This is a genomic window from Streptomyces sp. NBC_00019, assembly GCF_045041015.1.
Lineage (GTDB): Bacteria > Actinomycetota > Actinomycetes > Streptomycetales > Streptomycetaceae > Streptomyces.
Map to the genome: position 1 here is coordinate 10790672 of NZ_CP108302.1, position 15129 is coordinate 10805800.

The 15129-nt window shown below is 69.7% G+C and carries 12 protein-coding genes and 2 pseudogenes; 4 read left to right on the plus strand and 10 right to left on the minus strand.

The window, feature by feature from the left end; translation table 11 throughout:
* Positions 1 to 227: 227 nt before the first annotated feature.
* From OHU89_RS50200 to OHU89_RS50230, 7 genes are all read right to left on the minus strand, one after another.
* A complete protein-coding gene (locus tag OHU89_RS50200) occupies positions 228 to 1202 on the minus strand; it encodes a sulfite exporter TauE/SafE family protein (RefSeq protein ID WP_405653442.1) in 975 nt (324 codons plus the stop codon).
* Positions 1199 to 1780: a rhodanese-like domain-containing protein gene (locus OHU89_RS50205; protein ID WP_405653444.1), complete on the minus strand. Its 582-nt coding sequence runs from the start codon at positions 1778 to 1780 to the stop codon at positions 1199 to 1201. The genes OHU89_RS50200 and OHU89_RS50205 overlap by 4 nt, the downstream gene beginning before the upstream one ends.
* A 92-nt stretch (positions 1781 to 1872) precedes the next feature.
* Complete coding sequence (locus tag OHU89_RS50210) at positions 1873 to 3258, minus strand: rhodanese-like domain-containing protein (RefSeq protein WP_405653447.1); 1386 nt, start codon at positions 3256 to 3258, stop codon at positions 1873 to 1875.
* Between the two features lie 126 nt (positions 3259 to 3384).
* Positions 3385 to 4614: an FAD-dependent oxidoreductase gene (locus tag OHU89_RS50215; RefSeq protein ID WP_405653448.1), complete on the minus strand. Its 1230-nt coding sequence runs from the start codon at positions 4612 to 4614 to the stop codon at positions 3385 to 3387.
* Between the two features lie 87 nt (positions 4615 to 4701).
* Entirely contained in the window at positions 4702 to 5028 is a 327-nt protein-coding gene (locus OHU89_RS50220) for a rhodanese-like domain-containing protein (protein ID WP_405653451.1), read from the minus strand.
* 12 nt (positions 5029 to 5040) lie between these two features.
* On the minus strand, positions 5041 to 5367 hold the full coding sequence (locus OHU89_RS50225; RefSeq protein WP_405655041.1) for an ATP-binding protein: 327 nt from the start codon (positions 5365 to 5367) through the stop codon (positions 5041 to 5043).
* A complete protein-coding gene (locus tag OHU89_RS50230) occupies positions 5357 to 6061 on the minus strand; it encodes a HAMP domain-containing protein (RefSeq protein ID WP_405653453.1) in 705 nt (234 codons plus the stop codon). The genes OHU89_RS50225 and OHU89_RS50230 overlap by 11 nt, the downstream gene beginning before the upstream one ends.
* Before the next feature lie 41 nt (positions 6062 to 6102).
* Between OHU89_RS50230 and OHU89_RS50235 the strand changes: the two are divergent.
* From OHU89_RS50235 to OHU89_RS50250, 4 genes and pseudogenes are all read left to right on the plus strand, one after another.
* Positions 6103 to 6745: pseudogene (locus OHU89_RS50235) on the plus strand (sensor histidine kinase); the annotation flags it as partial.
* A gap of 1552 nt (positions 6746 to 8297) precedes the next feature.
* Complete coding sequence (locus tag OHU89_RS50240) at positions 8298 to 10118, plus strand: stealth family protein (protein ID WP_405653456.1); 1821 nt, start codon at positions 8298 to 8300, stop codon at positions 10116 to 10118.
* Between the two features lie 956 nt (positions 10119 to 11074).
* On the plus strand, positions 11075 to 12319 hold the full coding sequence (locus OHU89_RS50245; protein WP_405653459.1) for a hypothetical protein: 1245 nt from the start codon (positions 11075 to 11077) through the stop codon (positions 12317 to 12319).
* A gap of 77 nt (positions 12320 to 12396) precedes the next feature.
* Positions 12397 to 13117 (plus strand): annotated as a pseudogene (locus OHU89_RS50250) (LuxR C-terminal-related transcriptional regulator); the annotation flags it as partial.
* A 93-nt stretch (positions 13118 to 13210) separates the two neighbouring features.
* Here the strand turns inward: OHU89_RS50250 and OHU89_RS50255 are convergent.
* The 3 genes from OHU89_RS50255 to OHU89_RS50265 all read right to left on the minus strand — a co-directional run bounded on the left by OHU89_RS50255 (position 13211) and on the right by OHU89_RS50265 (position 15032).
* Positions 13211 to 13960 (minus strand): SDR family oxidoreductase, encoded by a 750-nt coding sequence (locus tag OHU89_RS50255; RefSeq protein WP_405653462.1) that lies wholly within the window; start codon positions 13958 to 13960, stop codon positions 13211 to 13213.
* A gap of 54 nt (positions 13961 to 14014) precedes the next feature.
* Positions 14015 to 14434: a CBS domain-containing protein gene (locus OHU89_RS50260; protein ID WP_405653464.1), complete on the minus strand. Its 420-nt coding sequence runs from the start codon at positions 14432 to 14434 to the stop codon at positions 14015 to 14017.
* Between the two features lie 133 nt (positions 14435 to 14567).
* Positions 14568 to 15032: a cation transporting ATPase C-terminal domain-containing protein gene (locus OHU89_RS50265; RefSeq protein ID WP_405653467.1), complete on the minus strand. Its 465-nt coding sequence runs from the start codon at positions 15030 to 15032 to the stop codon at positions 14568 to 14570.
* Positions 15033 to 15129 lie beyond the last annotated feature (97 nt).

The following is a 15129-nucleotide window of genomic DNA, read 5'->3' on the forward strand; positions in this document are numbered from 1 at the left end:
CGCAGTGCTGCGGGTGCCTTGGTCGGACGGCGCAAGGGGTGATGGGGCAGTGGACGGGGTCGTCGGGTGCGCGAAGAGTTCGGGTAGTGAAATTACCCGGCGGGGTATCTGACTGTGTGGCCGTCCGGGAGGGTTCCTCCGAGTCCGCGTCCGCGACGTGCACGACGTCTGTGTCGTCCACCGGACACTTCCAGGGGGCCGGGTTCTTGGAAGTCTCTGTTGCAGCGTCAGGTGTTGTGCGGTGACGCGGTGGTGCCATTGCTCCGCACGGTCTCAGCAGGGGTGGGGCGCGGGAGAGCCCTCCGGCTTGCGTCGCCCGACGGTACCGAGGTGTCGCCTGCCTGCTCAGGCGATGGTCCGTCGGATCTGCGCAGCATGTACCAGCTGAACACGACCCCCGCCGCCGCGGCCATGGAGGCCCAGGCCCAGGGGCTTGTGAGCAGGGTGTGGCGCAGGTCGGGGCTGATCTGTTGGCTCAGTACGAACACGCCCATGACGGCGACGAACCAGCCGAAGGACTTGCGCAGTGCGTCCTGGGGGATGCGTCCGGCGAGAAGGCCGCCCAGCAGGCTGCCGACGACAGCGGTCGCCGTGACCAGGGCGGCGAACCCCCAGTGGATGTGGACGCTGGCGAGGTAACCGGCCAGGCCCGCGAAGGACTTCAGGGAGATGACCAGCAATGAGGTGCCGACGGCCACGGTCATCGGCAGCCCGCCGAGCAGCGCGAGGGCCGGGACGACGAGGAAGCCGCCGCCTGCGCCGACCAGTCCGGTGACCAGGCCGACGACGATGCCGTCCAGCAGGACGTGGAGGACGGGGAGTTCGTGGTGGACCTTCTTGGGCGCGCCGCGGCGGCCGCGGATCATGGCGACGGCGGTGGCGATCATCATGAGGGCGAACGCGAGCAGCAGGACGGTGCCGGGGATGAACTCGGCCAGTCGTCCGCCCGCGTAGGCGCCGGTCATGCCGGCCAGACCGAACAGCAGCCCGGTGCGCCAGCGGACGCGTCCGGCACGGGCGTGCGAGACGACGCCGGCGGCACTGGTGACGCCGACGACGAAGAGCGAGGTGGCGATGGCTTCCTTGGTCTCCATGCCGGCCAGGTAGACCAGGATGGGAACGGTCAGGATGGACCCGCCGCCGCCCAGGATGCCGAGGCTGACGCCGATGAGCAGCGACGCTGCGATGATCACGGCGATCATGACGGGCCTTGCAGGGCGGCGACGACGGTGTCGAGGTCGGTGCGCGGGCCGCGGTTGTAGGGGAGCTTCGCCAGCAGCATGCCCATGGCGCAGGTGTTGGTGACTGCGGCGACGCTCAGTCCGGCGCCGACGGCGGTGCCGATCAGGTGCAGTCCGGGCAGGAACAGGCCCGCGATACCGGTGACCACCACGAGGGTTCCGGCGACCAGGCGCACCTGGCGTTCCAGGTCCCAGCGTTCGGGGCCCCGGGTGAGCGGGCCGCCGGCGGTCTCCCAGGCCGTGACGCCGCCGTCGAGGACGCGCAGGTTGGGCAGTCCGGCTTCGGCGAGGGCCTGTTCGGCCTTGGCGGCGCGGGCACCGGAGCGGCAGATGAGTATGACGTCCTCGTCGAGGTGGTGCAGCAGTTCCGCGCGGTGCTCGCGCAGGGTGTCGAGGGGGACGTTGTAGGAGCCGGGGATGTGGGCGGTGCGGAACTCGCCGGGCGTGCGCACGTCCAGCAGCCGCGGGCCCTCCCCGTCGCGGGTGAGGTTGCGCAGGGTCGCCGGATCGAGCCGGGGTTTGTCGGCACTGGTGGTCATCGGGGGTCCTTGCTGTCCGTGAAGCGTTCTTCTTGTGAGGGGGACCGGGGCGGCAGTCGACGGTTTCGGCTGCCGCCCGGGAGCGGTGCGGATCAGACGTCGGCCGGTGCAGGCAGGGCGAGCCAGGCGCCGTAGCCGCCGAGCAGGTCGGAGACGTCGGTGCGGCCCTGGTGGCGCAGCAGGCTGGCGGCGATGGAGGAGCGGTGGCCGCCCGCGCAGTGCACGACCAGGGGCCGCTCGGCCGGGATCTCGTCGCTGCGGCGGGCGAGTTCGGCCAGCGGGATGTGCAGGGAGCCGTCGATGAAGCCCTCTTCGCGTTCGGCGGTGTTGCGCACGTCCAGGACCAGCGGGGGTTCGCCGCTGTCCAGGAGGCGGCGCAGTTCGTCGGCGGTCAGGCGGCTGGACTGTTCCATCTCGTCGGCCAGTGCAGGGAAGGCGCCCTCGGGCTCGCGCAGGTAGCCGCCGACCTTGTCGAAGCCGATCCGGGCGAGCCGGGTGACGACCTCCTCCTCGCGGTCCTGCGGCGCGATGACGACGAGGTCCTGTTCGGGGGTGACGACCATGCCGGCCTGTTCGGCGAAGCGGCCGTCCGCGGGCACGTTGACCGAGCCGCGCAGATACCCCGGGGCGAAGTCCTGAGGCGAGCGGGCGTCGAGGACGACCGCCCCCGCCGCGCGCCGCTGCAGGAACTCCTCGACCGGCAGCGGCCGGGGCGCTGTGGCCGCGTCGAACAGACCGTGCTCCTTGCGGTTGAGGATGGCGTCGTAGACGAAGTACGCGGGCGCGGACGGCTGGCCCTCGGTGACCAGCGCGACGAACTTCTCCTCACTCATGGGCCGGCAGGCGTAGTTGGTGGCGCGCTGCTCGCCGATGGTGGACTGACGCTGGGTGGAGAGGTTCTTGCCGCAAGCGGATCCGGCGCCGTGCGCGGGGAAGACCCGGACCGCGTCCGGGAGGCCCATCAGCTTGTGCTGGATGGTGTCGTAGAGCATCGTGCCGAGTTCGTCGGCGGTCACGCCGATCGAGGCCAACAGGTCGGGGCGGCCGACGTCGCCGATGAACAGCGCGTCGCCGGTGAGGACGCCGTAGGGGACGGTGTCGTCGGCGTGCTCGTAGACCAGGACGCTGATCGACTCCGGGGTGTGGCCCGGGGTTTCGAGGATCTGCAGAGTGACGTCGCCGAGGCTGATGCGTTCGCCGTCGCTCAGCTTGCGGATGGGGTACTCGGCCTCTGCACGCTGTCCGTAGCCGATCCAGGCACCGGTGCGGTGGGCGAGTTCGAGGTGGCCGGCGAGGAAGTCGGCGTGGAAGTGGGTGTTGATGACGGCTTCGATGGTGAAACCGTGTTCGGCGGCGTCGGTGAGGTATTCGGACACGTCGCGGCGGGGGTCGACGACGACGGCTCGGCCGGTCGTCTCATCGGCGATCATGTACGACGCCTGGGAGAGGCAGTCCAGGTAGTACTGGGCGAAGAACATGTGAGGTGACCTCCGTATCGGAAGGGGTGCATTACCCCGGGGGGTATGTAAACGGGTGTGGTCCGCCCTTGTGGGAGGGCGGGGGTAGTGGGTCGGCCCGGGTCGGGGGATGCCCGGGCCGACCGGTCAGAGGCGGCCGGTGAGCATGCCGTGCCAGTACACCGGCGGCAGGCCGTACCGCTTGAGCAGCCACATCGTGCGCCGCTCCTTGAAGGGGTCGAGCAGCGGGAACGTGGGTGTGGGGTTGAGGTCGTAGTCGAACTCGGCGAGCAGCATCCGGTCGCGGGCGGTCACCAGCGGGCAGGACGTGTAGCCGTCGTAGCGGTGCGAGGGGGAGCGGCCGTGCATGACGTCGAGCAGGTTGCCGGCCACGACCGGCGCCTGCTTGCGCACCGCGGCACCGGTCTTGGACGTGGGCAGGTTCGCCACGTCGCCGAGGGCGAAGACGTTGTCGTAGGAGGGGTGTTGGAGGGTGTGCTTGTCGGCGTCGACGAAGCCCTGCGGGCTCGCGGGGTCGGCGAGCCGGCCCGTCTTGATCCAGTCGGGGGCGCTCTGCGGCGGTACGGCGTGCAGGAGCTCGTAGCCGATGGTCTCCTTGGTGCCGTTCGCGTGGTCGGTGACGGTCACCGTGCGGTCGTCGCCGTCGAGGGCGGTCATCTCGGAGCGCAGTCGCACCTCGATGCCGTAGCGGGCGGCGACCTTCTCCAGGACCTGCGACCAGGCGGGCACCTTGAACATCGCCGGGTCGGGGATCACGAGGATGATCCTGATGTCATGGAGGACCTTGCGCCTGCGCCAGTGGTCGGCGGCGAGGTAGGCGATCTTCTGCGGGGCGCCGCCGCATTTCAGCGGGGTGGCCGGGTGGGTGAAGACGGCCGTGCCGGAGCGCATCTGCTTGATCAGGTCCCAGGTGCGCGGGGCGTACTCGGGCGCGTAGTTGCTGCTCACCCGGTCGTGGCCGACGGCCTCGGCCAGGCCCGGCACGCTGTCCCAGTCGAGCTGGAGACCGGGCGCCATGACCAGGTACTCGTAGGTGAGTTCGTCGCCGCCGGACAGGGTCACCGTGCGGGCCTCGGGGGCGACGGCCAGGGCGCGGCGGCGGATCCAGCGGACCCCGTCCGGTATCACCGACCCCTCGGGGCGGCGGGTGGTGTGCAGGGGTGCCTGGCCGCCGCCGACCAGGGTCCACAGGGGCTGGTACCAGTGGGTGTCGGACGGTTCGATCAGGGTGATGTCGGTGACGCCGGCCCGGCGCAGGCGGGCGGTGACGCTGATGCCGGCGCTGCCGCCGCCGATGACGGCGACGCGGTGGCGGCCGACGATCGGTGCGTCGGAGGGTGAGGGCGTGGTGGTCAAGGCGGAACTCCTTCCCAAGTGGCCGAGCGCGGATCGCGGGGGTCTTGAGTGGTCGGTGGCCGCAGCGAAGGCTGAACGCGCAGCGGCTCAGACCGCGTGCTCCTGGCGTCCGGCTGCGATCGGGTGCCTGGCGCGGGCCCATGCGCCGGTGCCGCCGGTCACGGAGTAGGCGTCGATGCCACGCGAGTTCATCCAGTCGGCGGCGGTCCTGCTGCGGTTGCCGCTGGCGCAGATCACGTACACCGGACGGTCGGTGGGCAGTTCACCGCATCGGGTCGGCACGGAGTGCAGCGGCATCAGCTGGGCGCCCGGCACGTGTCCGGCCGCGTACTCGTCCGCCTCCCGTACGTCGATCACGAGCCCGCCGTCGGCCCAGGCCACGGCGAACGCCTCCTGCGTTGTCTCTCGAGCCACTTGATTGCCTCCTCAAATACCCCCAGGGGTGTCTTGCGGTTGAGAGTAGGTCGGCCGAGAGCGGGTCGTCAAATACCCCAGGGGGTATTTGCCCAGGAGGTAAATCGCGGCTCGGTGCCAGGGCCGGGAGCGAGCCGTCACCCCCGTGGCTCGGCCCTGGGCAGCCGGATGGTCATCCGCGTCCCGCCGCCCGGTCCGGAATCCGCGAAGACCGTTCCGCTGGTGAGCGGTGACCAGCTCTTTGACGACGGCGAAGCCGATGCCGCTGCCGCCCCCGTTACGGGCCCGGGGCCCTCGCCACAGTCGCTCGAAGACGTACGGCAGCTCGTCAGCGGGGATGCCCGGACCGGGTGTCGGTCACCTCGACCAGCGCTTCGGCGGGCGTGGCGGACGTGCTGACCGTGACGGTGTCGCCGGGACGGCAGTGGCGGGCGGCGTTGCTCAGCAGGTTGCCGAGGGCCTGGTGCAGCCGGTCCGCGTCCGCGTGGACCAGCAGGGGAGCGGGGCCGGGGAGGGTGCGTACGGTCAGCCTCGCCGTACGCAGCTCGGCCTCGCGCTCGGTCACGGCGGCGCCGGCCAGGGCGGTCAGATCCACCTCGGCCAGGTGCAAGGACAGCCGGGCCGACTCGGCCTCCGCCAGTTCCCCGAGGTCGCCGATGATACGGCTCAGCCGCAGTGTCTGGTCGTGCAGGGAGGCCAGACGCCGCGCCGACGGGTCGGCGTAGCCGTCCCGCAGTTCCTCAAGCCTCGCCTGCAACGAGGCCAGGGGGGTGCGCAGTTCGTGGGCGACGTCCGCGGCGAGCCGGTGGCGGGCCTGCTCGGCGTGACCGACGTCGTCGGCCATGGCGTCGAAGGCGCGGGCGAGGTCGCCGAATTCGCCTGGTGCGTCGATGTGGGTTCGGGCGGTGCCGTCTCCGGTGGCCAGCGCACGGGCAGTGGCCGCGACCCGCCCCACTGGAGCGGTCAGGCGACGGGTGACGAACCAGCTCACGGCAAGTGCCAGGGCAACGGCGCCGACGGCGGCCGCGGCCACCCAGCCCCAGGCGACGGACAGGCCCGCCGAACCGGAGCCGGCCGCAGCTCCTGCCCGACACCGACCCACGCACCGAAGTCGGCCAGGTCGGCGCCGCACTTAACCACATGCTCGGCCACACCGAGGACGCTCTCACCCGGCGCCAGGCGGGCGAGGAAAGACTCCGCGCCAGCGAGGAGAGACTCCGGCACTTCGCCGCCGACGCCGGCCACGAACTACGTACCCCCGTCGCCGACATCCGCGGCCACGCCGAACTCGCCCTGCGCCGCCACGGCCCCGTCCCCGCTCAAGTCCACCACGCCCTGGAGCGCATCGACGCCGAATCACAGCGCATGACCCGCCTCGTCGACGACATGCTCCTCCTCGCCCGCCTCGACGCCGGATGCCCCCTCGAACGCGAGACGGTCGACCTGACCCGGCTCGTCCTGAACGCCACCGAGGACGCCCGCGCCGCAGGCCCCGAACACCGCTGGCTCCTCGACCTCCCCGAAGACCCCGTCACTAGACCTGTAGCCTGAAGTCTTCGGACGCTTCGTCCGCGCCGACCGCGCCCGCTCACGCAGCACCGGAAGCACAGGGCTCGGCCTCGCCATCGTCCACGCCGTCATCACCGCCCACGGCGGAACCGTCGACGTCACCAGCAGCCCCGGGCACACCACCTTCCGCCTGCTGCTCCGCAACTGACATGCGTCCGTTCCCGCCCACGTTCGGGCGAGGAGTGCGGCGCCGATGACGTCGTGGCCCTGTTGGCCGCCCGCCCGACAACGTGACCCCCGCGCGAACGAACGGCAGCGCGTTCGACGGGAAGGGCCCTCCAACCGCTTCTCGCGGTTCCTGATGACGCGGTGCGCACCCCCCTCAGCTGCTCCTCCGCGTCTCTGTACGGGGCCCTCCCCGTCGCCTTCACTGCACCACTCCCGTGCCGGTTCCCCGAGGGCCGTCCGGCCCTGATGGCAGTGCTTTCTGCTCCTTGACCGCAGCGGTCCGGTGGTGTCCGGTGAAATGCATCCGGTACCCGGCCCGGACTCTTCGGAGAGGCAGGGACGGAGACGCGGGAACGTGGATCACGCGATGAGACACGACACAAGGCCCCTGTCGGCTTCAGGATGGCCCCGGCCGGGCCTCTTGCGTACTTCTCCTTCGTCCGATCATTGAAGTAGGCGAGGGCGTCGAATATCTCAACACCGGGGTTCCCCCGCCCTGTGGGATCGGCGCCCACGCCAAGGGGAGCGGCCTTGAGGAAAGGGCGTGGCCGCGAGTGGGTCGTCGACCACGCGCCGCGCGCATCGGGCGGCCGCGGCACGCTCCCCGGCCCCGCCGCTCCGGCCGAGCCCGTTTGTGCCCACAGGCGGGCCCTCGGCCGAGAAGCCCGATGGTCACGGGAGGCGTCGAGAGTTTCCTTGCCGGGAGGGCCATGGCCCGGATGCCGACGACGTGCACGGACTCGATGTGCACCTCGACGGCGCGAAGACGCCCCGTGGTGCGCTGGCGTGCTCAGGCGGCCGATCTCGGCTATGGAGTACGCGCGGAAGAAGCGGGTGCTTGTGGACGGGCCCTCGGGCCGGGCGGGCATCTGAGCGGGCAGTCGAAGGCGACGCCGGCCCCAGCAGTCCGCGCCCGGCCCGGCGACACCTTCCTGTGCCAGAGCGGGGGCAGCGGTTCGTGCGTCACGCGCACCCACGCGGGAAGGAACTACTGGCCTGCTACGACGGAGCAATCCAACAGCGGCGAGGGCCGGCCCGTGAGTGGCCTGAGGCGATCGCCTGCTTCTGCATTAGGTGATGTGGAAGCAAGGGCCGGGGCGCCCATGGGCCTCGGGCGTGGCGACCTGCCGGTGGCCCGGGACGCTGCCGTGAGCTGCTCACCGGGTCTGACTGGAGCCGTCGCGCTCCCGTTTCTGGCCAGCGGGCTGACCGTCAGCGAGCTGAGCAAACCCTGCGGGTCGGCGACGTCGAAGTTTGCCGAGCTGCTGATGCCCTGAGCGTCCTCACGCTATGACCATTGCCCGCAGAGCGCACAGCACACAGCACGTCCAGCACCGCATGCCAGCTGACGGCGCAGCCGTCGTAGGCATCGCGCGACGATCGGGTTTTTGCCGGATCTGGACGCCGACGATCCGAAGGTCCCGCGTGACGTGCCCCGTTCGGCTTCGGATCGAGGACTCCAGGCCCCCGTGCGAGTGCTCCCGCTCGCGGGACATTGGTCAGGAACCCATGTGACGGAGGGGGCAGAACCCATGGCTGCTGCAACGCCCCAGGGGCGTAGGTCGTCTTCGGCCGTGGCTGCATCAGGGCTCGTGGTCGGCCGCGGTTCTGAGGACTCCGCGCTGCTGCGCCTGTACCGTCGCGCCGTGCCCGGTCGCATCAGACGGGCCGTCGTGGCCCGGACGTCCGTCGCGGCCCGCGCCCGGATGAAGCGGCAGATGGCGGTGGTACCGCTTGCACGGCACCTGGTGGGCACGGTGCGGGCGACCTGGCTGCGACGCGTACGGCACAGGCTGAGCGAGGGTGCTGACCGGGCGGTGCGTCTGGTGCGGGACGTCCCCAAGGTGGTGATCGTGCAGAGCGACGTGTCACCACTGGCCGCGCGCAACGCCAACGCGGCAGCGGTATGTCAGGCGTTCGAGCAGGCGGGCATCGACTATTTCCGGGTCCGTGGCCGCAGCAACACTGCGGCGGCTGTCGCGGTCTGTTCCGACGACCGCAGGGCCGTGGTGCGCGCCTTGCAGCGGGCCTGCCGGGAGCGGCCTGGTTACGTCTGCTCGCTGGACACGCGATGGCATGAACGGCGTTCCACCAGGCCGGGGTTCACACACGGTTCCTGGCGATGGCTCTCCTTCGCCGACACCATCCGCGTGACCTGGTACTACAGTGACCCGCGAGGGCAGCTGACGCTGGGCCCCAAATACGGCTGCGACGTGGAGTTCTGGACCGGGGAAGGGGACATGCTCCGCGCCCCGCGTCCCAATCGCAAGGCCGACCAGGTGCGGCGCACCGACTTGGCGGTGTACGCCTCCGACTCGCTGTTCACGTGGCTCACACCCGCCGGAACCGTGCCGCCGAGTGTGCGCACCCGTCGGGAGTTCGCCCGCCCGGCACCCGACGACATCCGCTTCCCCGTGGACGTCGTGTACACATGGGTCGACGGCAGTGACCCGGAGTGGCTGAGCCACCGTTCGGCATGTACCGGGACGGGTTACCACGACGAAGCCGCGAACGCGGCCCGCTACCTCAACCGTGACGAACTGCGCTACTCCCTGCGTTCCCTCCATCTGTACGCGCCCTGGGTACGCACCATCTACCTGGTCACGGACGAGCAGACACCGTCATGGCTGGACGCGGGCCTACCTGGTCTCCGCGTCGTCAGCCACAAGGAGATCTTCAGCGACCCGGGCCTGCTGCCCACCTTCAACTCCCACGCCATCGAGAGCCAGCTGCACCACATCGACGGCCTGTCCGAGCACTTCCTGTACTTCAACGACGACGTGTTCCTCGGCAGGCCAACAACCCCGCAGGACTTCTTTCTCGCCAACGGTCTGACGAAGTTCTTTCCCTCGACGGTCCTCATCCCACCGGGTCCGCCCTGTGAGGACGACGTGCCCGTTGCGGCAGCGGGCAAGAACAACCGCGCCCTGATCGAGGCGACCTTCGGCACAGTGATCAGCCAGAAGATGAAGCACACCCCGCACCCACTGCGGCGAAGCGTCCTGTACGAGATCGAGGAAAGATTCCCCGTGCAGCACCACGCCACCGCGAGTCACCGGTTGCGCAGCCCCGACGACCTGTCGATCGTTTCGTCCCTGCACCACTACTACGCCTTCCACACCGCCCGCTCGGTGCCGGGCCGCCTGCGCTACACCTACCTTGACCTCACCCACCCCGCTCTTGCGGTCCGCCTGGGTGCCCTGCTCGCACGGCGGGACCGTCTCGTCTTCTGCCTGAACGACACGGTCTCCGGTGAACAGGACCTGCCCGCTCAGCAGGCTGAGCTGACGTCGTTCCTGGAGGAGTACTTCCCCGTCCCGGGCCCGTATGAAGATCGGCACGACGCTCGGTGAGCGTCTCGCTGCGCCGGCGCTGATCGCATCAAGATCACCGCTTGTCACGTGCTAGGGAGGACGTACGCAAACTCCTGCAGCAGCCCGGAGAACTATCCCAAGGCGTAGGCACGGCGCAACGCAGGGCCCGGACCCGGGTCCGTTCCGTACGACGTAGTCCATGGGCTGGCCCAGCCAGGTGTGGAGCAACGCCTGGTAGCGGGTCACTTGCCCGGAGTCCGTCACGCGGAGGCAATAGACGGTGGCGACGACGCTCCAGCCGAGGCGGGCGTCGACGTCGATCTCGTCGGCCTCGTAGACGACGACTCCGTGCGGGACCTCCTGCCGGGCGCGTGAGACCAGTGCTGTGCCCTCGTGGGTGCGGATGCGATGTCGCCGTCGTCGATGATGTGGTTGGCGGGGCGCGCGGTGGGCAGGGCAAGCCGGGTGAAGACAACCCGGCCTGGGGGAGCCGTGCCGAGCAGGTGGAGGGTCTCGTCGGGAGATGAGTCGACCCGTCGCAGGGACATGGCGGTGTGCTCTCACGAAGCGGTGGCCGGTTTCGTCCTGCACGGCGTGTTTCCCGCGCGAAGGACGGCCCCGGCACCGGTGCCCGCTGGGGCGGTACCGGTCGGTTGCTGCGGTGCCGGTCGTGATCCCTGGGATGCGACGGTAACTGTCGGGCAGGCCCGCGGAGGACGAGGCCGCCGACGGGTCCGACAGCCTCTGAGGGTTCGGCATACATAGATGACGATGCCAGGAGTGTGACGCCTCGTCACACTCCACAAGCGTATGGCCTGAACCGATTGCCAAGAGCGTCAATCGACGCCGGTTGCGCTTCGGCGCCCTGTCTCCGAGGGGCTGCGGGTGGCACGCTGGGTGAGGCCACCGCGTGGCGCGGCTGCCGTCTCGGGGGATGCATGTGGGGACCAGACAAGCTATGGCGTTGGTATCAGAGAGCGCATTCGCCTGGGCAATTGCGCAGGCAGGAGCGGTGGGTCGAAGCTATCAGGGTTGATCTGCGCGCAGCCTTCTTGCACACGGCTCCGTGGCTGCAGACCGGGCACCGCGAACAGCTGATCAACGTCTACCTGGCGGCATTCGGCCGTGGTCCCCGGCCGGTCTGGATGCTGGACCGGGCTGAGCAGACGGCGATGGCCCTGACGTGCTTCGGGGGCGCAGTCGTGGCAGCGGCACTCATGGCACTGCTGGACAGTGGCGTGGTCGGCACACTGGAGGCCTCCTTGGGGCAGCAGCTTCTGCTGCTCACCTCAGTGGTGTCGGTGGCAGCCCTGCTCAGTCACCCAAGGGCCGCCGTGAAGGCGGCCCGTCGGATGACCCATCCCGTATTCGAACAGCCGAGCCGGCCGACGCGCCGCTTCGATTCGGGTGTCGTGGCGCTGGTGCTTGCGATCGGGTTCACCCTTGTCGGACTTCCCTGGTCGGTCGTCTTCTTGTGGACAGCCGGTGGCCAGTGGTGGCCGAGCTGGTTCATTTTCCTGTCAGTTGCGGCGGGCATGGGCTGTGTAGCCATCCGCTGGTGGCAGTTCTATCTCGACTACCTGTTCCGTCATCTGCGCCGCGACGAAGAACTTCCTCTGGATTTCCCCACGATCGCGCTCCTGGACCTCGCCCTGACTCTGGGAGCAACGGAGTCCCGTGTCCCTCTGAGTGTGAAAGACGTCAGGTTCCTGTGCTCGTACGTCCAAAGGGTCGCGCGTGCGATCGAGGTCGACCCGCTACCCAGGCGTGTGGCCTCCCTGCGCGACCGGTCTGCACGCAGGGCGCTCCGCGAACGGCACGCGCGCATAGCTGCCCTCGTTCGCGGTTACGGCAGCGAGATCCGGCAGGGCGCCACCGGGCGCCAATATCGCAAGATCGGAAAACAACTGTTTCGCCGGGCGTTGGCGGCTTCCAGCTGCGACTGGACCACACTGCTGGAAAGCGCCCCCGAGGTATCTCTTGCCTCGCGCCTCAGCCTGGTCCTGCATCGCACGGCCGCACCGGTCGTCCTCATCCTGGCAGCTCTCATCGTGCCGTTCACACCGGGCGTCGGTGACGCGGGCACCGGTGTGCGGACCTCCCTGGTGGCCATGGCCGTCCTCTTCGCGCTCCCCGTGAGCGACGGGGCGCGCGAAACAGTTCGCCAGACGCTTGTGCAGCTGCCGAAAGAACCCCAGGGAGCCACCTCGCCGACCGGTGCCCAAGGCTCTGGGGCATAAGAGCGGACGTGACCCAGACCAAGGTGCTCCTGCCGGACTGACCTTCCCAAGTGGGCCTGCCCGTCCCGACCTTCGATGTGCCGCCAGTCTGGCAAGGCGAGGCCGGGAACGGACATGGCGCGCCTGGTGGGCGTGGGACGGCCCGAGCAGACCGCCGGGGCCCTTTCGATGCCTGCTGGGCGAGTCTCAGAGAGGTCCGCGACCTGATCGAAGCCAAGCCGGGCCTGGTGGTGGCCGGGAAGGCCGCGAACGCCCGGGAAGCGCTCGCCCGTGTGCCCGCTGTCCGCCCGCATGTCGCCGTTCTCGACGTGCGGCGCGGCGAGGGCGGCGGCGGGGACCATGCTGGGGTGGCGGTGTGTCGCGAGCTGAGGGCCCGAATGTCCGAGCTGGCTTGCCTGATGCTGACGTCGTTCGACGACGAGGCGCCGTTCGACGCCATCATGGCGGGTGCGGCAGGCTATGTCCTCAAGCGGATCGACGGCTCCGACCTGGTCGCAGGGATCCGTACGGTGGTGGGCGGGGAGTGATGCTCGACCCGCGGGCCACGGCACGGGCCATGGCACGGCTGCGTGGTCCCTGCCCGGAACCCGAACCGGCCGCGTTCTCAGCGGAGTTGCAGCGACTGTCCCCGCGTGAGGCGCAGATCCTGGACCTCATCGTTGAAGGGCTGACGAACCGCCAGATCACCGAGCGGCTGTTCCTGAAGGAGAAGACGGTCAAGAACCTGTCTCGTCGATCCCGGCCAAGTTGGGGGTGGGCCGCCGTATCCAGGCGGCGATGCTCGTCGAGCGGCTGCGGGGCAGTCTCGGGTTCCCACCGGGTTCCGTTCGGCCTGGCTGCTCTCGCGTTGGTGAGTCACGGACAGGTCGGCGACCTGGTGCTGCAGCCCCATCAGTGGCCGGGCGTCAGAGCGGTCGGTGGGCCGGCGGTGACGCCGCCGTCCAGGATGAACTCCGTGCCGGTGGAGTAGGTGGCGTCGGCGGCGATGAAGAGCACCATGCGGGCGACCTCCTCGGGCTCGCCGAACCGGGGGAGGGGCTGCGTGGCTGTGAAGGAGTCGTCGAAGTCGGCTGTCATGGCGGTGCGCACCGCACCGGGATGGACCGAGCAGACACGGGTCCCGTCCGGGGCCAGTTCCAGTGCAGCGGCTTTGGTCAGGCCGCGTAGTCCCCACTTGCTGGCCACATAGGCTCCGATGCCTGCGTAGCCGGTGATACCGGCGATCGAGGAGATGTTCACGATCGCGCCTCCACCGGCCCGGCGAAGGGAGGGGGCAGCCGTGCGCATGCCCAGCCAGGCGCCCTGGAGGTTGACGTCGATGACGCGGCGGAAGGATTCGAGGGGCTGTTCCTCGATGGTTCCCCATTCGAGGATGCCGGCGTTGTTCACCAGCACCGAGACCGGGCCCAGCTCCCGCTCCGCCTCCGACACCACCGTCTGCCAGCCGTCCTCGGCGCTGACGTCGAGGTGCGCATACCGGGCGGGGCCACCGAGCTCGGCCGCCAGTTCTTCTCCTTCGGTGTCGAGGACATCGGCGACCGTCACAGCCGCGCCTTCCGTGGCGAACAGACGTGCCACGGCGGCGCCGATCCCTCTTGCACCACCGGTGACGATCGCCACTTGCTCGTCGAGACGTCCCATCACGACCTCCTGAACCAATGGTCGACGAAGATTCGCCGGGGAATGACAGGTCGGTCAGGAGGTCGCGCAGACGACCTCGACGAAATGGCCCACCTGGTCCTCGGGCAGGTGACGTGCGAGGTCCGCCTCGCTGATCATGCCCACCAGGCGATGATTGTCGATCACCGGCAGCCGACGGATCCTGTGCTCCTCCATGGTGTGCAGGACCTGGTAGGCATCGGCCTTGGCATCGATCGTGATCGGTTTGCCCTGTTCCAGCTGGCCGGCGGTCATGGTCCTGGGGTCCCTGCCTCTGGCGAGACACTTCACCACGATGTCGCGGTCGGTGATGATCCCGTGGAGCCGGTCGTCCTCCCCGCAGATCGGCAGGGCCCCCACGTCCAGTTCCTTCATCCTGCGCGCCGCGTCCTGAAGCGTTTCGCTCTCCTGTACGCAGGTGGCACCGGCGTGCATGATCTCCTGGGCAGTCGTCATGGTCGTCTCCTTCCGGCGTCGTTGTCGGCGCGGGAGGAACTCGTGGAGTGTGGCCCGCCCCGGCCGGTCTCGTCCTCAAGACCAGTGTCGGCTGCTCACCTCCCCTGCGCATGCCGGGGAACAGGCGCTCACGTCACCGTGTGGCGGTGTGCTCGATGACGTCCCGGGCTGCCGGTGGGCGCCCGCGCGGCGGGCGTTCCGGTCTCAGCCGTGTCTGGAGCCGCATGACGACATGGCCGAGGCCGGACAGGGCACAGGCGATCACCAGATCGGTGGGAGACAGAGGCTCCGTACCCAGCAGGTCCTGGAGGGGCGGCAGGTAGACGCCGGCTGCCTGAAGACTCAGAGCCGTTCCTACCGCGATCAGCAGGAACGGGTTGGCCAGGCTGCCCGGGCGTGCCCGGGAGCCGAGTGCCACGCCGAGCTGGGTCGCCCCGAGCACCAGGAAGACCATGGACTGCCAGGGGCGTCCGGTCTCCCGTGCCCAGATGCCGGCCGCGAGCGTCACCGTGGCGATGAAGGCGCCCATGAACAGGATCCGCGGCCACAGGCCGGCGCCCAGCACGCTCTCCGCGGGCGGCCGAAGCGGGTGGCGCATCGTGTCCGGGGCGACAGGCTCCGCACCGAGAGCGACGCCGGGTAGGCTTGATCCACAGGATCCGTGCGGGCAGGAGCGCCAGCGGCATCCCCAGGAA

Coding starts and splice junctions, on each gene's coding strand:
- OHU89_RS50240 (WP_405653456.1), top strand. CDS start 8,298: ATGGCTGCTGCAACGCCCCAGGGGCGTAGGTCGTCTTCGGCCGTGGCT.
- OHU89_RS50205 (WP_405653444.1), bottom strand. CDS start 1,780: ATGACCACCAGTGCCGACAAACCCCGGCTCGATCCGGCGACCCTGCGC.
- OHU89_RS50200 (WP_405653442.1), bottom strand. CDS start 1,202: ATGATCGCCGTGATCATCGCAGCGTCGCTGCTCATCGGCGTCAGCCTC.
- OHU89_RS50265 (WP_405653467.1), bottom strand. CDS start 15,032: ATGCGCCACCCGCTTCGGCCGCCCGCGGAGAGCGTGCTGGGCGCCGGC.
- OHU89_RS50210 (WP_405653447.1), bottom strand. CDS start 3,258: ATGTTCTTCGCCCAGTACTACCTGGACTGCCTCTCCCAGGCGTCGTAC.
- OHU89_RS50255 (WP_405653462.1), bottom strand. CDS start 13,960: ATGGGACGTCTCGACGAGCAAGTGGCGATCGTCACCGGTGGTGCAAGA.
- OHU89_RS50260 (WP_405653464.1), bottom strand. CDS start 14,434: ATGACGACTGCCCAGGAGATCATGCACGCCGGTGCCACCTGCGTACAG.